Raw genomic sequence first — 21396 nt, forward strand, 5'->3', positions numbered from 1 at the left:
CTTTTGCGTTTTTGCTGCGTAACTACCTATACTAAAGATTAAGGTAGCGGCACATAGCTACCTTATATCGATAGGTTGTTTTCCAAATCCAATAAGCTTTTTCAAAGAGCGAGGGGGAATCCATGATCAATCATGTATGGGGCTTAATCCATCATCCAGAGCGCGAATGGCGTGAAATAAACAAAGAACATGAAACCGTTAGCCATTTATATACTCACCATGTACTTTGGCTTTCTGCTATTCCGGTGGTGAGTGCTTTTATCGGTACGACCCAATTTGGCTGGACTTTTGGTGGCGATGAAGCCATTAAAGTATCGCTAATCAATGGTCTTAGTCTTGGCATACTATTCTATGCTCTGATTTTAGCGGCGGTAGCATTAGTGGGCAGTTTAATCTACTGGATGGCAGGCAGATATCCTTCGCGCCCAAGCCGTCATGAATGCATTGTCTTTGCAGGCTATATTGCAACGCCGATGTTTTTAAGCGGCCTTTTTGCACTCTACCCTATCATTTGGTTATGTACTTTAGCTTGTATTGCGGGGGTCTGTTATACCGGCTACCTTCTCTATAAAGGCACTCCGAGTTTTTTAGGTATCAGTCATAAACAAGGCTTTATTTTATCCAGTACCACACTCGGAATTGGCGTATTGGTGTTAGAGGCATTACTAGCGCTTGTGGTCCTATTATGGAGTATGGGATCTAGTAACAGTGTTGTCTGGCACTTTTTCCAATAACAAGACTAACCCGTCTTTCGCAGAACATTCAGAAAAGAGGTCACAAGCTCATTGCTTGGCATACCAACAAAAGTGCATTAAGGGGAGACCATATTGGGAAGATGCGAACAAGTCGTCTTTCCAAGCGGTATGGCCTCCCCTTGATGGACTCGTTAAATAGCATACTTTTATATTAGGGAAGGTATGAATAAGTCCTCCCGCCTCAGCATGTGGGTAAAAGTCTGAGATTTAAGGCGAGAAGCGCAACTTAATAGTCGCTCCATTGACCAACTTCTCAACTTTTAGATAAGGCTTTTAGTCCACACCCTACGGGTCTTTCAGAAAAAGAGCCACTCTTCGTTGTCGCTTTTTGAAAGGTGCCTACATGACTTCAAAGCGACGCCTTGCTTGGCATTTTTTCTTATAAGACTGAGAACAGGTGACTTATTCGTACCTTCCTTAGGTTCTTCAGCCTACCTTAATGATTATAATCTCAGTATGACGGACTCTTACATCGCCTTGATTAAAGAAGACGCTTGATTGCCTTTTCCTATGTCTTTTCAGCAACACCTCGCGTTAGCCGCTTATCTTGATGAACTTTTAATATTGTCATCAGTCTTATGGTGAAACCAGATCACTTAATGTGAGCCTCTTGAAGAGGATAGTTGAAGCTGGCTGGCTTATAGCGCCTCAACAATTCATTCCTTCAAATCAAATGCACACAAGGTGTAACCAATGACCTCGAAATAAATCGCTTCCAGACAATTGATTTAAATTAAGTTTTTAATCCCTTATTCTCTCTTTAACGGAAGGAAAAAGTAGTCTCTTAACTATCCGTTAAGGTCAAGCTTCGTTATAGTACAAACATGTCATTTTAAGGAACCTTAAATCGCTATGTCAGATAAAGATGCGACCCGAATCCCAGTTAATTTAACGCGAGGAGCAAAAAATTGAACGCTTTGATTTGGCTCCCATTTTTGCCATTACTCGGCACCTTAGTCCCTTTGCTTTTTGCACGTTTTAGCCGCACAGTATGTGCGTTTATGACCGCCGCACTACCCGCTATAACGCTACTGCTTATACTTTTTAATGCTGGTGCGGTTTTTAACGGCGAGCGTTTCTTCTCTTCGATCCCTTGGGTTCCCGCTATCGGCTTAGAGCTGGCCTTCCGCTTGGATGGTTTATCGCTGCTTTTCTCGATACTCATACTTGGCATTGGCTTACTTGTCATACTCTACGCACGCTATTATTTATCCGCTCAAGACTCGATCGGGAAATTTTACGCGTACCTAATCCTCTTCATGTTTGCCATGCTTGGCGTCGTGTTGTCGGATAACTTAATCCAGCTGTGGTTCTTCTGGGAATTAACCAGCATTAGCTCATTCTTGCTAATTAGTTTTTGGGGGCATAAGGTCGAAGCTCGCAAAGGAGCGAGAATGGCACTGACGGTTACCGGTGCTGGCGGTCTTGCGTTGCTTGCAGGTCTATTGTTACTTGGGCACACGGTTGGCAGCTACAGTTTACAAACCGTTCTTGATAGCGGCGATTTAATCAAAGCCAGCGCTAGCTACCCCATCATCACTGTACTCGTTCTACTGGGTGCATTTACCAAATCTGCGCAATTCCCTTTCCATTTTTGGTTACCCAATGCGATGGCTGCGCCTACTCCAGTTAGTGCGTACTTACACTCGGCCACCATGGTGAAAGCAGGGATCTTCCTCATGGCGCGCTTTTATCCAGCGCTAGCAAATACAGACCTATGGTTCTTGTTGGTCACCTTAACTGGTTTAGCGACCTTCCTAACAGGCGCTTACGTCGCCCTCTTCCAGCATGACTTAAAAGGGTTGCTTGCGAACTCCACCATCAGTCACTTAGGTTTAATCACCTTGCTACTTGGCATGGGGACAGACTTAGCTGCGGTTGCGGCCATTTTCCACGTCATAAACCACGCTATCTTCAAAGCTTCGTTGTTTATGGCAGCCGGCATCATTGATCATGAGTCTGGCTCACGGGATATGCGACACCTTAATGGGCTGTGGAAATACATGCCCTTCACTGCCACCCTAGCGATGGTTGCAGCTTCATCCATGGCTGGTGTGCCGTTACTTAATGGCTTTCTTTCCAAGGAAATGTTCTTCACGGAGACGTTACATCAGGCCTCTCTTGGCTCCTTATCTTGGATGATTCCTGTGCTTGCCACCTTAGGCGGCGTCTTTTCCGTCGCCTACTCAATGCGCTTTATTCACGACGTTTTCTTTAATGGCGAACCCGTTAACCTACCTAAAACTCCTCACGAACCACCACGCTATATGCGGGTGCCAGTCGAAGTTTTGGTCGCCTTATGTTTAATTGTGGGTATCTTTCCAAGCTTAATCGTCGGCGATTTATTGTACTCTGCAGCGGCTGCAGTGTTGAATGGTGCCGTTCCCGACTACAGTTTGGCGATTTGGCATGGTTTCACCTACCCTCTGCTGATGAGTGCCATTGCGATGCTAGGCGGTTTGATCATCTATACCAATCGCCATCATTTCTTTAAATTCCAAGCCCAGTTCCCGATGAGCGACCCTAAGCTAACCTTTGAGAGCGTTATCCAATCCATTACGCTAAAAGCACAAAAATTCATCAGCTTGACAGAAAATGGCTCGCTGCAGCGTTATGTGTTTCTCACCTTGTTGTTAGCCATCTCAATGAACGCTATTCCTTTGCTGCAATTAAATGCGACGGCTGGGTTACGTCCTGAGATTCCTCTTGATGCGCTGTCTGTCACCTCAGTCGCCTTGCTGTGTATTGCCGGTGTGGCGACCGTTATTTGGCATAGACGACGCTTAATTTCACTTTTAATGCTGTCTGTCGTAGGGCTCATTGTTTCTCTGGCATTCGCTAAGTTTTCCGCACCAGATCTGGCTTTGACACAGTTGTCGGTGGAAGTTGTTACGGTAATCTTATTGATATTGGCCCTGTTTTTCCTTCCACAGAAGACACCAAAAGAATCGTCTCCTCGACGTGTGGTACGTGATCTTGGTTTGGCGGCTTTTGTGGGTGGCACGGTAGGTACCATTTGTTACGCCCTAATGACTCGCCCACTAGACACCATTTCCACCTTCTTTTTAGAAAACAGTAAAACAGGCGGTGGTGGTACTAACGTGGTGAATGTGATCTTGGTCGATTTTCGAGGCTTTGATACTTTAGGCGAAATCACGGTATTAGGCATTGCGGCACTGGGGATTTACAAACTGATTGCCAGAATGCGCCTCTACATGCCTTCTAGTGACGGCAAAGGGCGAGCTTGGTCCGAAGATAAATACCCGTTATTGCTCGCGGTCATTTCACAGAGCCTATTACCATTAGCCCTGTTGGTCTCTGCGTATATTTTCCTGCGTGGTCATAACATGCCTGGTGGCGGCTTTATTGCAGGCTTAATTACCTCTGTGGCCATTATTCAACAATACATTGCACACGGCGTTGAATGGATCAAACACCGCCTTAAACTGGACTATCAGATCATGATAGGCAGTGGTATTAGCATCGCCACTCTCAGTGGCCTTGGCAGTTGGGTATTTGGCCACCCATTCCTAACCTCATGGTTTGATTACTTTTATCTACCTGTAATTGGGAAATTTGAACTTGCGAGCGCAATGATATTTGACCTCGGTGTATTTTTAACCGTCGTTGGTGCCACTATGCTGATTTTGGCAAACCTTGGCCAGTTAACGACCAGTGAACGCGCTACCCAAAAGGAGCATGATTAATTATGGAAGGTATGTACGCATTTAGCGTTGGACTACTAACCGCCTGTGGTGTGTTTTTAACCTTAAGAGGACGCAGCTTTTCTGTGGTCGTAGGGCTGACGCTACTGTCCTACGCAGTCAACTTATTTCTCTTTGCCAGCGGCCGCCTTAAACTGAATGCGGCGGCGGTGTTAGGTGAATCAGAGCATTATGGCGACCCACTCCCGCAAGCTCTGGTATTAACCGCTATTGTTATCGGTTTCGCGATGACGGCATTTGCCGTTATTTTAGCTATGCGTGCCCGTGCAGACTTAGGTAACGACCATGTTGATGGACAAATTCCCCAGCCTAAAAAACCTCTATTTCAAAAAACAGGAGGGGCGAAATAGATGCAGCATTTGAGCATTTTGCCCATTTTAATTCCGCTAATTTTTGGCGCAGCACTGCTTTTACCACCACTTTCTAAACACATCCAAAGACAACGTATTGCAGCTGTCATTGGTTTGTTTTTGCTTTTGGTGTCTGCTTGTTTCCTGCTTTTTCAAGTACAAACTCAAGGCGTGCATCTTTATGCATTAGGTGAATGGCAGCCACCATTTGGTATTGTTTTGGTCGCGGACCCCGTTTCTGTATTGCTCGTCGCTCTGACTTCTTTCTTAGCCTTCTCTGTAATGCTATACGCCATGAATGGACAAGATAAAAATGGCGCCTATTTCCATCCCTTGTTTATGTTTCAGGTGATGGGGATTAATGGTGCCTTTTTGACCGGCGATATCTTTAACCTATTTGTCTTTTTTGAGGTGCTATTAATTGCCTCTTACGCTTTGCTAATCCACGGCGGCGGAAAACAAAGAACCCAAGCCACAGTCCATTACGTCATTCTCAACCTAGTCGGCTCTAGCTTGTTCCTATTTGGCTTAGGAATTATCTATGGCACACTAGGTACCCTGAACATGGCCGATTTGGCGGTCAAGGTTGGACAGTTACAAGCTGAAAATGCCACCTTAGCCAAAACGGGAGCCTTGCTACTACTCGTGGTATTTGGTCTAAAAGCAGCCATGTTACCGCTGCATTTTTGGTTACCTAAAACCTATTCCAGCGCCAGCGCGCCAGTAGCGGCCTTATTTGCCATTATGACCAAGGTTGGGATTTACAGTATTTTTCGTGTTTATACCGTCATATTTGGCGAGCATGCGGGAGAGCTTGCGAATATCGCAACCCCTTGGCTATGGCCTCTATCTTTGTTGACCATTGCCATTGGGGCCATTGGTATTCTGGCCAGCCCAAATCTAAAAATACTCACAGCGAATTTAGTGATTGTTTCGAGTGGTAGCCTGCTCGCTTGCGCTGCGATAAGTTCAGAGGTGGCCACTTCCGCCGCCTTATATTACCTTGTCCACAGTACTCTTGTGTCAGCAGGCTTATTTCTACTGGCTGATATTATGGCCAGACAAAGAGGGAAAGCAGAAGATAGGTTCGTACGTTCACGGCCTTTTGTTCAACCGAAAACACTTGGTATTTTGTTTGCTGTTGGCGCCTTGTCTATCATCGGCATGCCCCCTTTCTCCGGTTTCATCGGTAAAGTAATGATACTTCAAGCAACCCAGTCTTTCGCTGCGTCATTATGGCTGTGGCCATTAATACTGCTGGGTAGTTTAGCCGCTCTTATCACTCTATCGCGAGCAGGTACCACCTTGTTCTGGCGCCATAATGGTAACTTATCCACAGAGAGTGAAGCGGCTAAGCCATTAGAACTCACTGCTGTTGTTTTGTTGCTGCTCGCGTCACCTATCTTGGTTATTTTCGCTGGCGATGTGACGGCTTATACCCAGAATGCAGCTCACTACCTCCATGATTTCCAGTTGTCTGCTTATAACTTACTTCCCGGAGTGACGCCATGAGATTCTTCCCTATGCCTTTCCACAGCATCATGCTGTTTGTGGTCTGGTTACTGCTTAATAATTCATTAAGTGCCGGTCAGATGGTGCTTGCCGCATTTTTCGCCATTACTATTCCTTGGCTGGTGAAGGATATGCGTGATGAGCACCCCAAAATCCGTCGTCCTTGGCTCGCGATTCGCTACGTTTTAATGGTAATGAAAGACATTGTGGTCGCCAATGTTGAGGTTGCACTGCTGATCATTGGCCCTATCAAGAAGTTGCAACCTGGTTTTGTGGCTGTGCCTATTAATATGAGTTCAGAACTGGGTATTACGGTACTGGCAAGCACGGTATCTTTAACCCCAGGTACTGTGAGTGCAGAAGTCTCAAAGGATAAAAACTGGCTCTATATTCACGCCCTGCATTTAGGTGATGAAGGCGCTCTAATTAAGGAAATTAAAAGCCGCTATGAAGCCCCGATTAAGGAGATCTTCGGATGTTAATTTGGACTATTACTCTTGTTGCGGTATGCATCTGTATTGCTCTCATACTCAATCTCTGGCGCCTTATACAAGGCCCTAGTGTTTCAGATCGAATCTTAGCCCTCGATACCATGTACATAAATACCATCGCATTGATTCTGCTATATGGCATGTATACAGGAAGTGCTTTGTACTTTGAAGCGGCTTTGCTGATTGCGATGCTCGGTTTTGTCAGTACCGCCGCCCTTTCTAAGTACTTACTTCGTGGCGACATCATAGAATAGGAACAACTATGCCTTTATATCTTGAAATTATTGTCTGTGTACTGCTCTTAATCGGTGGCATATTTCTATTGGTCGGCTCTTATGGGTTGGCGCGTTTACCCGATATTTATATGCGCCTACACAGCCCAACCAAAGCCTCAACGTTAGGCATTACTGGTGTTTTAATCGCGTCGATGATTTTACACAGCTACCTACAAGAGTTTATCTCCATTAAGGAACTGCTTATTACCCTGTTTCTTTTGATCACAGCTCCTGTTGCAGCAAATATGATCGCCAAAACCGCTATTCATCATGAAATCAAAGCAAAGGAGAAAACACGCGGTAAAGAGTTAATCAACAGCATGCGTAACCGCGATGCTCCACCTGAGTAAGCATTAGTTTCTATTCTCATAAACAAAAAAATCCCCTTCTCGTTGCGCAACGAGAAGGGGATTTTTTTGGTTTTATGGCCACGCTAGTGAAGCGATATGGCGGCGCTAATTTAACGACAAGATGTTTGTTTTGCTAATTCTATGTCGATAAATTTCACGTAAATACTTAATCGCATTCTTCACATTCTTGATATCAAGACGGATATCATTGATCGAAACAAAACGCTCACCGTCTTCGATCAACTCACGGTATTTCTTCTCATACATTGGTTTTATTGCATACCAATTTGTATCAAGGATTTTGGCCGGGTTCTCATACTCGGTGAAATACTTATCCACCATTTCTTCATCAAATTCTTCGCCTTGGATAAAACCAATCACCGCATTATCAATTTCATCCGTGTAACGATATTCATCCCGTGCAAAGCAACGCTTCATATACGCCACCATTAAGGTCAAAAAATCATCGCTTAAACACGGACTTTTTGCCACTAAAGTGGTTAATGACAAGTTAGCGGAAGCCCCAATCACTAAGGCATATCGCTTCAATGTGGTATTAGGGAACAAACGGTTCAAATGCACCTTGAGTCGATTCATCGCGGTAAACGATAGCTTAAAGTCTCGCGGCACAGAAATAATAGACACCACCGAGGAGCAGTTCTTAAAGAAATGCAGGTGGTTCAGTGTATTGGCATCATATTCGCTTTTACGATAGTCCATAATTGCCTGACGGTAGCGTTCAGACTCCACCGGTAACACACTAATCCCTTCGATCGCTGAAGTATCATCATTAAAGTGTGGCAACTCAATAGAACGACAAAATAGATCATCGATATCCACTTCGTTGTTTAAACCATTATTACGCACAACGCTTTCGGCGTAGGCCACAGCAACAGGGCCTGCAAGGCTCATAAATAAGTCATTGGCATCAAGACGAATCGTTTCTGAAATATCGATACCAGCGCGGCGGAAATAATCTTCATCGTAATCCGTTGTCACGGCTTGGGCGGTTAAAATATTAAAAATTTGTTGAGAAATATATTGGTTGGCATATTTCTCCATGGTGTTAACGTCAATGTCATCGATTTCATTGCCATTTTCTTCTTCGGCATAGCGCATGATATCGTTAGAAATCAACATCATAGAATTCCAAGGCCGAATGCGTTGCATGACATTTTCTGGCACTTGGTCATTGTCACGTTCTTCGTTATATGAAAAATCCCATTCTTCAGATACGTATTTTGTTAGCAAGCGCCCCGCGTTGATATGCAAGGCTTCCGAGATATCAATATTACGACCAGAGATATTCGGCAAGATACAAATACCAGAGGTAAAAATAGGTTCAAAGACAAAACTATGACGCTTATCGACCGCGTTTTTTTCTTCGACACGATAGTCAAACGTTTTGCTTAGGTAAGAGAACTGCTGAGCCAAACCGAATTCAGACGCCATCCCTGAACCTGTTCCACCACCCGCACTAAAAATATAAAAATACAGGCGTGATTGGTTGGCTTTAATGCCGCACGAATCCACCAAATAGGAATGCAATTGGCTCCATTTCTCATTTTTGAAACTGGAGGTGTCTTTATTAAGAATAATTTTGGCTAAATACTGACCCAGAATGGGGGCGTTACCGGCGCCACCAGCATGCACCTCTGAAAGGTCCATTATCTGCAGTTTCCGATAGGCATCAAGAAAACGCGCACGCCCTTCTTGATTCGAAAAGCGAATACGACCTTCGATGTCTTTATCCAAATCCCCTAACAGCACAATAGGCTCGATAAGGAAAACAGGTGTTGTGCTGGATTTTTTATCCATCGGCAAATGCTTTCTAATCCAGCGCATCGGCTTATGTTCGTTTTCTAATACCTGCTTCTCATGATACTCGACTTCATTCAGATAACTGGTACGGGCGTTATAAACAAGGGTGGCGACTTCTAATGCAATATTAGAACCACAGCGCCCTAATCCAACCAAACAAACCGATGGGAAGCTCTGTTCAAAATGGGAACTATCTTCAGAAATAGCAGGATGAATTTGATGACGAATAACATCGAGATTTTCTAAGATTTTTTCTAAACTGGGCTCGGTATAAAAGAAATGTTCAATTGGAAGTATATCTCGGCTCATAAAAAGATCCCTGTCAAAAGCGCGAATAGGTTACACAGGTCTAATGCTTCAACATCCCATGATAGCCAATAGCATGAGATAGTCCTGTTTTGGCACCATACTTAACACTCAATGGCACACCACACAGACCATTAGGCTAAAACAATATCACTATTTAAAGGCAAAGTAAGCATTAAGTAAAAAACCACTAGTTTTGTAGCTTTTGCTAAAGGGCAGCTTTAACTCATTGACTCACTTTATGAAATGAGAGGTTCTCATGCAGCAAGGTGGCGGCCTCACTACTGGGCATTGGCCGATAAAAATAGTACCCCTGATAGACTTGGCAGCCCATTTGATTTAATAGCTCAGCCTGCTCTTGAGTTTCAACACCTTCAGCGATCGTTACCAACTTCAAGTTGCGCGCTAGATGGATAATGGTTTCACAAATCGTCGTATCTTCCGTGTGTTTACCACACTCATCGACAAATGACTGATCAATTTTTAACACATCAATTGGCAGCCGTTTTAAATAACTTAATGAAGAATAGCCAGTGCCAAAATCATCGACCGATATGGTTATATTGAGTGCTTTCAGTGCCTTCATCACAGCAATACAGCGTTCAATATCTTGCAGCAACACACCTTCTGTTATTTCAATCTCAAGCAGTGCTCCAGACAGTTCGTATGCTTTCAGTTTGCCAGATATATAGGGCACAAAATCATCATGGATAAGATGCCTCCCAGAGATATTTACTGCAACAGGAACCAGTTTTAAGCCAATTTTCCGCCATCGGTTCTGCTGTTTTAACGCCTCATCGATGACCCACTCACCAATTTTCGTGATCAAATTAGATTCTTCTGCAATAGGAATAAAATCCACAGGCGACACTCTCCCTTTTACTGGATGGTGCCAGCGTATTAGCGCTTCTAAACCAATGATGTGTGACTTATCACCCCATACCTTAGGTTGATACTCTAAGCTAAACTGACCAAGCTCTAGAGCCTCATGCATTTCTTGCTCGAGGCCAAATTTTTTGACCACCACAGAAGCCATTTCAGGGGCAAATACTTGAGCGTTATCACGCCCTTTTTGTTTCGCACAATACATAGCAATATCCGCTTGCTGAATCAGTTTGTCAGCGTCTGTTGTATTGCCGTCAGAAAGCGAAATACCAATACTAGTAGGAATATTTAATAGCTGCCCTTTTACGCTCACTGGGGCCCGCATTATTTGTAGAATACGTTCCGCCCTGGCTCTAACTAATTGCTCAGAAACGTCTTCTGTCAAAATTAAAATAAACTCATCACCTCCCCAGCGAGCCACTATATCTGTGCTGTTAGAGACTTGAGTTAAACGATTTGCTACTTCGCAGAGCAATTCATCACCCGCCTTATGACCCAAAGTGTCATTAATGGTTTTGAATTTATCTAAGTCAAGAAACAGCAACCCCACTGAAGATCGCTGCTTACCAGCTCGTGATAGTGCACTGATCAGTTTATCCATTAAATAGGTGCGGTTATATAAGCTGGTTAACGGGTCGCTGTAAGCCAGAAAGCGTAACCTCTCTTGCAATTTAAACTGACGCGTCACATCTCGAATATGCAAGGTAAACTCTTCTTTTGCCGCATTGGAATTGTCTATGCCCGCTTTCGTAATGGTAATTTCGGCAGGGAAAGAGTTATGGCTATCGCGCTGTAGGCGAAATGAATTGCGTCGATTAAGCACCCACCCAGCGGAGGATGAGAAGCCTATGTTTAAGCTTGATAAGATGGCAAATCTATCTTCTTCAAGAATAAAGTTTTCGATAAAACTTTTGCCTGCGACTTGTTTTTTTAAACAGCCAAAAGTACGTTCAGCGGCGGGATTGAACTCAATGATCTCTCCCTGCTGATTAATTGTCACAATGCAGTCCATTGAGGAATCTAGAATGGCTGTCTTGCGCTGTTCACTTTTTTTGAAGCGCAATAAAGCATCATCACGATGGGCAATTTCCCCATTCACTCGGTTAATAACTTGGTTATATTTACGTGCAATTTGCCCAACTTCGGTAAAAGGCTCTTCCGGGACTGGGGATGAAAAGTCGGCATTATTTTGCTGGTACTGCATGGAAGTTAATAAATCAAAAAGCTCCGTCGTGGCACGATGCTCAGACACATTCATACCTTGCTCTTCGTCTTCCCTTGTCGCTCTTAATGGCAACACTTTGTTCAGCAACCACATAGCACCATAAGCCACCACAAAGCAGTATACTCCAATCGTAACGATACCAAGTGCTTGAATACCCAACTGCTGTGAGAAACTTAACCCTGTATTCATTTTTTCAGCATCACCAAAAAGAGCAACACTTAAGGTTCCCCAGATACCGGCAAATAGGTGAGCAGGAACCACGTCAAGCGCATCATCAAGGTGCAAGTGCGCCATTATGAGGCTGCCGTAATATACGATTAGGCCTGATACCGCACCAATAACAGCCGCGGCGGCGGGCGTCACCACATGGCAAGAAGCGGTAATACCGACTAAACCTGCAATGGTGCCATTTAAAATAAAGCCAACTTCAACATAACCGTCTCGCATGTAGTTAATGGCAGCGGCAATCAATCCTCCCCAAACAGCAGACAAGAAGGTATTTAGAATAATGATTGGCACCTCATTCGTCAGGGCTAATGTACTGCCACCGTTGAAGCCAATCCAACCAAACCAAATCAACAGAACACCTAAAGCAGATAATGGCAAGTTATTGCCTGGAGGTAAGCGAATACCTTGCTCAAAACGCCCTAGTCGTGGCCCGATGATCATGATCGCAGCTAACGCCACCCAACCACCGACTGAATGAACTACGGTTGAGCCGGCAAAATCAATAAAACCAAGCGCCTCTAACCAACCTTGTTGCGCCTGAGAGTCATATGCTCCAGACCATGCCCAATGCCCTGTTATAGGGTAAATAATCGCGATTAGTATGGCCGTGACCGCTAAGTACCCCATGAAGGTCATACGCTCAGCAACGGCACCAGAAGTTAAAGTGGCAGCGGTCCCACAAAACATCATTTGAAAAAGAAAAAAGCTGACTTGCCAAGGAGTGTTCGTCGACCCAAACACAAATTCATTGCGGCCGAACACGCCCCAAACCGATTCCCCAAACATAATGCCAAAGCCGAAAAGCCAAAACATTGCACTGGAAATAATAAAGTCGGAGATATTCTTAGCCGCTACATTAATACTGTTTTTACTGCGGATACGGCCACTTTCTAGGCATAAGAAACCGGCTTGCATCAAAAACACCAAAGCGGATGCAATTAATAACCAATAAAGATCTGACATACATTCCCTCTGTCGGTACAACTCTCCCTAACTTAACAGTCAGGTTATTGGCTTATTTCGAAATTTGTAAACAAGAAATTGCTTATCAAGGTCTCCTAATCCTATTCAAGACTCACGCCAACTTTCACTTTCAAGTTTCAAGAAATGATCAATCGATATCAGGTGAATGCGTTTTACACCGAGAGGGGAAAAACATTAGGAAAGGAGCGGAAAATTAATCTAAATCCGCTTTTAGCCCTATAACAACAGAATTTTCACCTGCACTAGGGCTCACGGTTTCACTTTATTGACAACAAGGAGTAGATTGTTTTTTGATCACAATTGATCAATAATTAAACACACCCCGTTGGATAGGAGGGTTTGGAATGGCCATCTCGCCTATATCAAACTCAGACTGGCATAAACTATTACCAAGCAAATCTTCACGGTCGAAATTTCAAGGCTTAGCTGACGCCACCCATACTGGCGATACTCTGCATTTATCCAGCCGAGCTAGGCTTATGAATGAACAATTTGCAAAGGGTGAAATGGTCGAGACAGAACAAGATTTTGTTCGTTTATCTTCTAGTACCGGCCACTCAACCCGCTGGTCGGGGCTGAGTCATGAAGAAGCCATTGCCATCTATCGTACAATTGAAGCAATGGCCTCAAAAACAGAACATCACTCTTAACTAAAAGTCAGTGTGTATCCATCACTTGAAAGGTAATCTGCCTCGCGCTGTAGATTCGCTAATGTCAGCGGACGGCTGTCTAGCCAGTCAGGCAAAAACTCCGCATGTAAGCTTTTTCCTTCTGCTTTTAAGGTAAAGATCGGCATGTCACCTTCTTTACGATCATTATGCAGCAAGATAGATAAACGTAACAAAATAGACAAGCGATCTAAATCCTGCTGATCACTTTTCGTAAATTTGTATTCCAATGACTGAGTAAATTTCCGACGGTGACGTAAAATAAGGTTCGCTAACGCTTGTTGCTCCTGTTGGGAGAAACCAGGCATATCAGACTCACCGATAATATACGCTCCATGTTTGTGATATCGGCTATGAGATATCCCTACCCCAACCTCATGTAACAAGCCCGCCCAGCGCAGTAAGTCCTCACTAGAGATACTATTCAACTGCCAACTATCTTGCACCTGAGCTAACGCTGATAAAGCGGTATGAGTCACCAGCTTCGCCTGCTCAGTATCAATATGGTATTGATTGAGCATGTAATTGACGGTTCGTTCACGGATATCTGATTCCGCATAACGCCCCATGATGTCATACAACACACCTTCTCGTAACGCACCAACGGAGAAATCCATCTGCTTGATATCAAAGCATTCAAATACTGCGGTCAAGATAGCGATGCCCGCTGCAAAGGTGTTTTTGCGCTCAGGTTTTAAGCCTGGAAGATCAATTTTATCCGCATGGCCTGCATCTAATAGGGCTTTTTGAATCTGCTTAAGTGTCTTCGGCGTAATGCCTTTCTTACTCCAGCCATTCTCTTTGATGATATTAAAAGCCGCTTTTATCGTCCCAGATGAACCAATCGCCACATCCCACTGCTCATCCAGATAATCATCTTGTATGCTTAATAACTCAAGACGGGCCGCCGTAACGGCTTTTTGGAAATTCGATTTGGTAATCACCCCGTCGGCAAAAAAGCGCTGACGGAAGTTTACGCAACCCATGTGTAAGCTTTCAGTGAGTATCGGCTCCAGCTGCTTACCAATAATAAACTCGGTACTACCACCACCGATATCAACCACTAAGCGCTTCGATTCCCCATGATCCATGGTTTTCGAAACCCCAACGTAAATAAGGCGGGCTTCTTCTCGTCCGGCAATGATTTCGACAGGATGGCTCATGATGTCCATTGCTTTACCAATAAAGTCATAGCGGTTCTTAGCCGCACGTAACGCATTGGTACCAACAACACGAACAGAACCAGCTGGCATATCTTCAATGACCTGAGCAAACTGCGCCAAGCAGTCGAGTCCTCTTTGCTGCGACTCTTCATCTAGGACGCCATGGTTTAACCCAGCGGCAAGTTGTACCTTCTCGCCAAACTCACTGGTAATACGTAACTGCCCATGAGTCACTTGGGCAATGACCATATGAAAGCTGTTTGAGCCTAAGTCTATTGCGGCAATTTTTTCAAAAGGAAAATCGTGAGATTGTTGCAAGAAGAGTGATTGCATCCAGAACGCCTTAAGTCGTGGTCTTGAACGGTAAAGTATATCAGGTGTGCCCAATAATAATAAGAAGCCCTAGAGCAAAGGCCGCATTAAGCTATTTGCAATTTCGTACTCTAAACCCTAGTTGGCGCATCTCTTATTTAAGAATATAAGGAGGGACCCGCAGAAAAATAAAAACTCAGGGTATTTGATCAAAAAATTATCAGAAATTGGCTTTTTCACGCTTTTCACTATAGACCTTGCCTTTAAGTCGCACTATAGTAGCTATGGTCTTAGTAAAAATCTGGTGATCGCTAGCTAGATTAAGACTCCAATCAAATCGTTTCACGCTGTATTGGCTTCGCCCTATCCGGGCCCATTTAGAGCAACCTTAGCAAAGAGTAATTCTTTCAATGGGTTTGTTGGTGCCGAGTAGCTGATACATTGTTAAATACTTCCAGACATTGATCAGAGTTAACGTTATAACCTGATCCCGTCAATTGTCCTTCTAAGATGAGCTAATGCAAAACCCGTTTATGAACCTTACCGAATTAAAACAGAAATCAGTACACGAACTCTTAGATATCGCTGCAGAAATGGGCCTCGACAACATGGCTCGTTCACGCAAACAAGATGTCATTTTCTCTATCCTTAAGCGTCATGCTAAAGGCGGAGAAGATATATATGGCGACGGTATCCTAGAGATTCTGCAAGACGGCTTTGGCTTCCTACGTTCCCCAGATAGCTCTTACCTAGCAGGGCCTGACGATATTTATGTATCACCTAGCCAAATTCGTCGCTTTAACCTACGTACTGGCGACACTATTGCCGGAAAAATTCGACCACCGAAAGATGGTGAGCGTTATTTCGCATTACTAAAAGTAAACGAAATTAACTTCGACAAACCGGAAAGCGTCCGCAACAAGATTCTGTTCGAAAACTTAACACCTCTGTTCCCTGATGAACGTTTATTAATGGAAGCAGGTAACGGCTCAACGGAAGACGTTACTTCTCGTATCATTGATCTCGTTGCACCAATGGGTAAAGGTCAGCGCGCACTTGTGGTTTCTCCTCCGAAAGCAGGTAAAACCTTCATGTTGCAAAACATTGCCAATGCCATCACTCGTAACAATCCAGAGTGTCACATGATTGTTTTGCTTATCGACGAGCGCCCTGAGGAAGTAACTGAAATGTCACGTACTGTTCGTGGCGAAGTTGTTGCTTCAACATTTGATGAGCCACCAAGCCGTCACGTACAAGTGGCAGAAATGGTCATCGAAAAAGCTAAGCGTCTAGTAGAGCACAAACGCGATGTGGTGATCCTGCTTGACTCTATTACCCGTCTTGCTCGAGCTTACAACACAGTCATCCCATCTTCCGGTAAAGTATTGACCGGTGGTGTTGACGCTAACGCCCTAGAACGCCCTAAGCGTTTCTTTGGTGCAGCCCGTAATATTGAAGAAGGCGGAAGCTTAACCATTATTGCAACAGCCTTGGTTGATACTGGCTCCAAAATGGACGAAGTTATCTTCGAAGAATTTAAAGGTACAGGTAACTCTGAATTACACCTTGATCGTAAGATTGCTGAAAAACGCACCTTCCCGGCGATTAATATCCGTCGTTCAGGTACTCGTCGTGAAGATCTACTAACTTCTGAAGACGAACTGCAACGTATGTGGATTTTGCGCAAACTACTGAATCCAATGGAAGACGTTGCCGCAACAGAATTCTTAATTGACCGCTTGCGTGTCACCAAAACAAACGATGAGTTCTTTGAGTCCATGAAGGGCAAAAACAAATAACATCATCTACGCGAATAAAAAAACCACTTTTAGTAAGTGGTTTTTTTTCACCTAAATTACCAGTATAACCAGTCATTAGATTGAAACCATTTTCCACTCACTGAGTGAGCGTGACTTGCAGCGGAGCAAAAAAGTGAAAGATGTAACAGCCAAAGTCAGTTCAGTTGAATTGATTAATCACAATGTCTACGAAGTAAAACTTGAAACAGAAGAAACGACATTTATTGCCGGTCAATATTTGATGATAGTGTTACCGACTGGAGAACAAGTACCTTACTCGATTGGTAGCGCACCACACACTCTGCCTACTCTGACATTATTTATTCTGGTTTCTGACCCTGATTCTCTTGCCCAGAAAGTCATTGATCATATTCGTGCAAGCGACAGCATTACGGTCAAAATGCCAGGCGGCGACAGTCACCTAGAAAGCGGTGCCTTTGTCGAGGATGTAGAGCATATTTTACTGATTGCCGGCGGTACCGGTTTTTCTCAAATGAAAAGTTTATACGACAGCCTCATTGAGCAGAAATTTAAAGGCCATGTATCGCTTTACTGGGGGCTAAGAACGCCGAAAGATATTTTCATGCAAGAGTGGATTCAACAGGCTCAAGACAGCCATACTTTTTCACTTGATGTCGTGGTCAATGAAGCAGACCAAGAATGGCAAGGTCGCACTGGCTGGCTTTATGAGGCGGTATTAGAAGATCACCCGGACCTAAGTAACAGCGTTGCTTTTATTAGTGGCTCTGTGGGTATGGTTTACGGCACATTGGATCAATTAGAAACGAAAGGGCTGCAAAAAGAGCGCTGTTTCTCCGATGTTTTCGCCTACGCACCTCACCCTGACAAGCCAGAACTATAAGCGCCAAGCTTATCGTTCCAATAAAAAAGCGAGCACCTAAGTGGCGCTCGCTTTTTTGTATCAAATCAGCAGAAACTATTTCGAGCGATCACATGTTTGCTGCCACAAGTCGAGAATATTAGCTTGATCTTCTGGCGTCACATTCTCAGCGTCTAGCGTATCTCTTAGGGTGCCTTCAAAGGCGTTATCGAATTGCTCAGAGCCCTCACCATCTGCACTGCTATGAAGCCCTAATAACCCTAACAGGTAAGCGCAATAAAATAACTGATCACCCTCTTCTGCTTGATGCTCAATGTCTCGTAGGGCGTCGCTAAGCTGGTCCGCGCGTTCTGCAAACGTTATTGCCATGTCTGTTCTCTTTTTCATTATTTACACTTGATAAATACACAAAAGCTGGACAATAAGCCCAGCTTTTCGAGTGTCTATATCGGCTATGGTTTCAGTTGTAAAGTGGTCAATGTTCGCTCTCGAACGGACAGTAGAAGATCTGTATTTTCTACTAGAGACTCACCATAAGAAGGCACCATTTCTTTCATTTTAGCTTGCCATTCTGGTGATGCCATTTTTTCAGGGAAGCAGCTTTCCAAGATATTGATCATGGTATTCACTGTGGTTGAAGCACCTGGTGATGCACCTAACAATGCCGCCAATGACCCATCTTTTGTGGTAATAGCTTCAGTACCGAATTCTAGCTTACCGCCTAATTTGTCATCTTTCTTAATGATCTGAACACGTTGCCCAGCATACGCTAGTTTCCAGTCTTCATCTTTAGCATTCGGAAAGAAGTCTCGCAGTGAGTCACAACGGTCTTTATGAGATTTTCGCACTTCACTGATCAGGTATTTGGTCAAGTCCATGTTATTTTTACCCACACATAGCATCGGCTTTAAATTGCCAGCTCGAATACTTAATGGGAGATCTAACATTGATCCTGTTTTTAGGAATTTTGTGGTAAAGCCTGCAAATGGACCAAATAAAATGGCTTTTTTGCCATCAATAATTCGCGTATCCAAATGAGGAACTGACATTGGTGGTGCTCCAATAGGAGCTGCGCCATACACCTTGGCAAAATGCTGCTCAACTAACTCAGGCTTTTCACACACTAACCATTGTCCGCTTACAGGGAAACCACCGTAGCCTTTACCTTCTTCAACACCTGCTTTTTGCAACAAAGGCAACGCACCGCCACCAGCACCCAAGAAAAGAAACTTGGTGTTGAAGCGTTGTGTCGTACCATTGTGATGAACCAGCACATCCCAAGTTCCGTTTTCGTTCTTGTTGATACTAGTGACTTCGGAATTGATGTGTAGCTCAAAGTTATCCGTAGTTTGAAGATGCTTTGCCATATTACGGGCAATCGCCCCGAAATTCACATCTGAGCCATGTTCAATGCGAGTTACCGCTAAAGGCTCATCCGTCGTTCGGTTATTCATGATAAGAGGCATCCATTCTTGCATCTTTTCACGATCTTCCGTGAACTGCATTTCTTTAAATGCAGGATGAGCACTCATCGCCGCATAGCGCGCTTTTAGTTTTCTGACGTTGTCTTCACCCCATACAAAACTTTGGTGAGGAACGCGATTAATAAACGCTTTTGGTGCAGGCAATTTGCCTTGTTCAACAAGGTAAGACCAGAACTGAAGGCTGACCTCAAATGCTGCATTAATGTTAACCGCTTTATCAATATTAATGCTGCCGTCGGCATTCTCTGAAGTATAATTAAGCTCGCAATAAGCAGCGTGGCCAGTGCCCGCATTGTTCCAGCCATCAGTACTTTCTTTGGCAATACTGTCCAATCGCTCTACCATGGTGATGGCTAGGCTTGGATCCAGTTGCTTGAGTAACATTCCTAGGGTAGTGCTCATAGCACCTCCCCCGACTAGTAAAACGTCTACAGAGTTTGAGGTCATATGATTTCGCCGTGTCATAGCCAATGGATTTACGAGTGAAGAGTAAAGGAGGCTTTTGGCCAGCAGTGGTAACTATCAGGGGAACTGCAATGCTTTCTCGTCACTCATCTCAGAACGCCTTTGTTTGCAACATAATGGTATGCAAAACTCAAAAACGAACAACCTAGCAAGGAGTCTGAGTAGGTGTAATTTAATTATACGGATTTTACGATTAATGTCTTGAGACCTTAGTATAAGATCCGCCTTTGTTTTCCTCTTATTTGCTTGAACATCAATTTTTTATCTACTTTTAGTGACAATATCAAAGTATTTCGATACATATGATTAACAGTTTTGTTCTATTCTTCTGCTATCTTTATAAAATAATATTCAGTATAAATAGAATAAATTCTCTAGATGTCGATGGAGGTGCCCTATGAACGCTCAAGATATCATGGTTCAAGAGGTGATTTGTGTGGACATTGACGCCCGTTTACCTGAAGTGAAAGCGCTTATGGAGCAAAATAGCTTCCATCATTTGCCTGTGACTGAAGAGGGATTACTGGTTGGAATCATCTCTGATCGAGATTTATTGCGTACCATTAGTCCTTTTATTGATAGCCTTTCTGAACAACCGCGTGATCTTGAAACCCTTAATCACGCCGCTCACCAAGTAATGACTCGACAGCCCATTACCGCGAAAGCAAGCTCCCCTATCAGTGAAATCGTCACTTGGATGAAGCACGTCGATATTTCTTGCGTGCCCGTTGTTGATGAAGAAAACCATCTATTAGGTATGATTACTTGGCGTGATTTAATTACCCACGCCAAGTTTTAACCTTAGAACAAGGCTTAATGTGTCTGCGCTTGATCGCCTAACTGGCCAACTAAATCTGTTTCTGTGAAGACATACTGTTCCGCACAAAACTGACAGTCGGCTTGGATTGAGCCTTGTTCAATCAACAGCTGGCGCACTTCATCAGCGCCCATTGAAATCACGGCATCTAATGTACGCTGACGTGAACAAGAACAACCAAACTGCAAGGTTTTTGGCTCATAAAGGCGGACTTCTTCTTCATGATAAAGACGATGCAATAGCGTTTCTGTATCTAACCCAAGCAATTCTTCATCTTTCACCGTTGCAGCTAGGTGAGTAAAACGCTCCCAAGCATCTTCATCACCGCTTTGAGCTTGCTCTGCCGGCAAACGCTGTAGGAATAATCCACCACATTGCGCGCCATTTGCGGCCAACCAAACTCGGCTAGGTAATTGTTCAGATTGATAAAAGTACTGTTCTAAGCACTCCGCCAAACTATCACCTACTAGCTCGACAATTCCCTGATAACGCTGGCCATTGCGTGGCGCGATCGTAATCACCAGGTACCCACCAGCCAAGACTTCTTTTAACGAAATCGTATCCGGTACAACTTGCTCTTCATCCCACTGGGCGATGCCTCGCAAGTTTTGTTGCTCATCACACTCCGTCATAAGTGCGGATAAAAAACCGTTGCCTTTCGCTTGAATCGACAGCACGCCATCGATTTTGATAATGTCCCTCAATAACGCAATGGCTGCGACAAACTCACCCAGTAAAACCTCAATGCCAAGTGGGTAGTTTTTACGCTTAATAATTTCTTGATACGCACTGTTCAAGACCACATGCTCACCTCGAACATTTGTGTTGTCGAAAGAGAAGCGTTGAATTTCGTTGATTGTTACGTCGTTCACAAAGATCACCTTGTGTCGCTATACGACACGAGTCAAAGTTCAAATGGATATTGCGCGCATTTTACCCT

The 21396-nt window shown here is 44.0% G+C and carries 17 protein-coding genes; 11 read left to right on the top strand and 6 right to left on the bottom strand.

Annotated features, from left to right (window positions below; translation table 11 throughout):
* Positions 1–122 precede the first annotated feature (122 nt).
* From DFP81_RS06725 to DFP81_RS06755, 7 genes are all read left to right on the top strand, one after another.
* Positions 123–734 (top strand): Yip1 family protein, encoded by a 612-nt coding sequence (locus tag DFP81_RS06725; protein ID WP_115896987.1) that lies wholly within the window; start codon positions 123–125, stop codon positions 732–734.
* A 929-nt stretch (positions 735–1663) separates the two neighbouring features.
* Positions 1664–4462, top strand: a complete 2799-nt coding sequence (locus DFP81_RS06730) for a monovalent cation/H+ antiporter subunit A (RefSeq protein WP_115896988.1) — start codon at positions 1664–1666, stop codon at positions 4460–4462.
* A gap of 2 nt (positions 4463–4464) precedes the next feature.
* Positions 4465–4830, top strand: coding sequence for a Na+/H+ antiporter subunit C (locus DFP81_RS06735; protein ID WP_115896989.1), 366 nt, complete (start codon positions 4465–4467; stop codon positions 4828–4830).
* Positions 4831–6342 carry a monovalent cation/H+ antiporter subunit D gene (locus tag DFP81_RS06740; protein WP_115896990.1) on the top strand — a complete coding sequence of 504 codons (1512 nt, stop codon included), beginning with the start codon at positions 4831–4833 and terminating at the stop codon, positions 6340–6342.
* A complete protein-coding gene (locus DFP81_RS06745; RefSeq protein ID WP_115896991.1) occupies positions 6339–6824 on the top strand; it encodes a Na+/H+ antiporter subunit E in 486 nt (161 codons plus the stop codon). The genes DFP81_RS06740 and DFP81_RS06745 overlap by 4 nt, the downstream gene beginning before the upstream one ends.
* A complete protein-coding gene (locus tag DFP81_RS06750; protein WP_115896992.1) occupies positions 6818–7087 on the top strand; it encodes a K+/H+ antiporter subunit F in 270 nt (89 codons plus the stop codon). The genes DFP81_RS06745 and DFP81_RS06750 overlap by 7 nt, the downstream gene beginning before the upstream one ends.
* 8 nt (positions 7088–7095) lie before the next feature.
* Complete coding sequence (locus DFP81_RS06755) at positions 7096–7458, top strand: Na+/H+ antiporter subunit G (RefSeq protein ID WP_115896993.1); 363 nt, start codon at positions 7096–7098, stop codon at positions 7456–7458.
* 105 nt (positions 7459–7563) lie between these two features.
* Here the strand turns inward: DFP81_RS06755 and DFP81_RS06760 are convergent, their stop codons facing one another.
* A complete protein-coding gene (locus tag DFP81_RS06760) occupies positions 7564–9588 on the bottom strand; it encodes an FtsZ/tubulin family protein (RefSeq protein ID WP_115896994.1) in 2025 nt (674 codons plus the stop codon).
* Between the two features lie 223 nt (positions 9589–9811).
* Positions 9812–12886 (bottom strand): ammonium transporter, encoded by a 3075-nt coding sequence (gene amt / locus DFP81_RS06765; RefSeq protein ID WP_115896995.1) that lies wholly within the window; start codon positions 12884–12886, stop codon positions 9812–9814.
* A 365-nt stretch (positions 12887–13251) separates the two neighbouring features.
* Between amt and DFP81_RS06770 the strand changes: the two genes are divergently transcribed.
* Positions 13252–13557, top strand: a complete 306-nt coding sequence (locus tag DFP81_RS06770) for a hypothetical protein (protein ID WP_115896996.1) — start codon at positions 13252–13254, stop codon at positions 13555–13557.
* On the opposite strand, the gene ppx is transcribed toward DFP81_RS06770, so the two are convergent.
* Positions 13554–15071, bottom strand: a complete 1518-nt coding sequence (gene ppx, locus DFP81_RS06775) for an exopolyphosphatase (protein WP_115896997.1) — start codon at positions 15069–15071, stop codon at positions 13554–13556. The two genes, DFP81_RS06770 and ppx, sit on opposite strands and share 4 nt — an antisense overlap.
* 512 nt (positions 15072–15583) lie before the next feature.
* Here ppx and rho point away from each other — a divergent pair.
* Together rho and DFP81_RS06785 are read left to right on the top strand one after the other, a co-directional pair.
* A complete protein-coding gene (gene rho, locus DFP81_RS06780; RefSeq protein ID WP_115897029.1) occupies positions 15584–16849 on the top strand; it encodes a transcription termination factor Rho in 1266 nt (421 codons plus the stop codon).
* A gap of 133 nt (positions 16850–16982) precedes the next feature.
* Positions 16983–17711, top strand: a complete 729-nt coding sequence (locus tag DFP81_RS06785) for an NAD(P)H-flavin reductase (protein WP_115896998.1) — start codon at positions 16983–16985, stop codon at positions 17709–17711.
* Between the two features lie 75 nt (positions 17712–17786).
* On the opposite strand, the gene DFP81_RS06790 is transcribed toward DFP81_RS06785, so the two are convergent.
* On the bottom strand, positions 17787–18059 hold the full coding sequence (locus DFP81_RS06790) for a YfcL family protein (protein WP_115896999.1): 273 nt from the start codon (positions 18057–18059) through the stop codon (positions 17787–17789).
* A gap of 83 nt (positions 18060–18142) precedes the next feature.
* Positions 18143–19621, bottom strand: coding sequence for a malate dehydrogenase (quinone) (gene mqo, locus DFP81_RS06795; RefSeq protein ID WP_245959102.1), 1479 nt, complete (start codon positions 19619–19621; stop codon positions 18143–18145).
* Positions 19622–20036: 415 nt separating this feature from the next.
* Between mqo and DFP81_RS06800 the strand changes: the two genes are divergently transcribed.
* Positions 20037–20438: a CBS domain-containing protein gene (locus DFP81_RS06800; RefSeq protein WP_115897001.1), complete on the top strand. Its 402-nt coding sequence runs from the start codon at positions 20037–20039 to the stop codon at positions 20436–20438.
* A gap of 14 nt (positions 20439–20452) precedes the next feature.
* Here DFP81_RS06800 and hslO read toward each other — a convergent pair whose 3' ends face one another.
* Entirely contained in the window at positions 20453–21328 is an 876-nt protein-coding gene (hslO, locus tag DFP81_RS06805; protein ID WP_115897002.1) for an Hsp33 family molecular chaperone HslO, read from the bottom strand.
* Between the last annotated feature and the right edge of the window lie 68 nt (positions 21329–21396).

It is taken from the genome of Marinomonas pollencensis, from assembly GCF_003387375.1.
GTDB classification, from domain to species: Bacteria; Pseudomonadota; Gammaproteobacteria; order Pseudomonadales; family Marinomonadaceae; genus Marinomonas; species Marinomonas pollencensis.

Bases quoted from the DNA above. Each gene is read 5' to 3' on its own strand.
- DFP81_RS06745 (WP_115896991.1), top strand. From the start codon at position 6,339: ATGAGATTCTTCCCTATGCCTTTCCACAGCATCATGCTGTTTGTGGTC.
- DFP81_RS06755 (WP_115896993.1), top strand. From the start codon at position 7,096: ATGCCTTTATATCTTGAAATTATTGTCTGTGTACTGCTCTTAATCGGT.
- rho (WP_115897029.1), top strand. From the start codon at position 15,584: ATGAACCTTACCGAATTAAAACAGAAATCAGTACACGAACTCTTAGAT.
- amt (WP_115896995.1), bottom strand. From the start codon at position 12,886: ATGTCAGATCTTTATTGGTTATTAATTGCATCCGCTTTGGTGTTTTTG.
- DFP81_RS06800 (WP_115897001.1), top strand. From the start codon at position 20,037: ATGAACGCTCAAGATATCATGGTTCAAGAGGTGATTTGTGTGGACATT.
- DFP81_RS06725 (WP_115896987.1), top strand. From the start codon at position 123: ATGATCAATCATGTATGGGGCTTAATCCATCATCCAGAGCGCGAATGG.
- DFP81_RS06770 (WP_115896996.1), top strand. From the start codon at position 13,252: ATGGCCATCTCGCCTATATCAAACTCAGACTGGCATAAACTATTACCA.
- DFP81_RS06760 (WP_115896994.1), bottom strand. From the start codon at position 9,588: ATGAGCCGAGATATACTTCCAATTGAACATTTCTTTTATACCGAGCCC.
- DFP81_RS06750 (WP_115896992.1), top strand. From the start codon at position 6,818: ATGTTAATTTGGACTATTACTCTTGTTGCGGTATGCATCTGTATTGCT.
- mqo (WP_245959102.1), bottom strand. From the start codon at position 19,621: ATGACCTCAAACTCTGTAGACGTTTTACTAGTCGGGGGAGGTGCTATG.
- DFP81_RS06740 (WP_115896990.1), top strand. From the start codon at position 4,831: ATGCAGCATTTGAGCATTTTGCCCATTTTAATTCCGCTAATTTTTGGC.
- DFP81_RS06735 (WP_115896989.1), top strand. From the start codon at position 4,465: ATGGAAGGTATGTACGCATTTAGCGTTGGACTACTAACCGCCTGTGGT.
- DFP81_RS06790 (WP_115896999.1), bottom strand. From the start codon at position 18,059: ATGGCAATAACGTTTGCAGAACGCGCGGACCAGCTTAGCGACGCCCTA.
- ppx (WP_115896997.1), bottom strand. From the start codon at position 15,071: ATGCAATCACTCTTCTTGCAACAATCTCACGATTTTCCTTTTGAAAAA.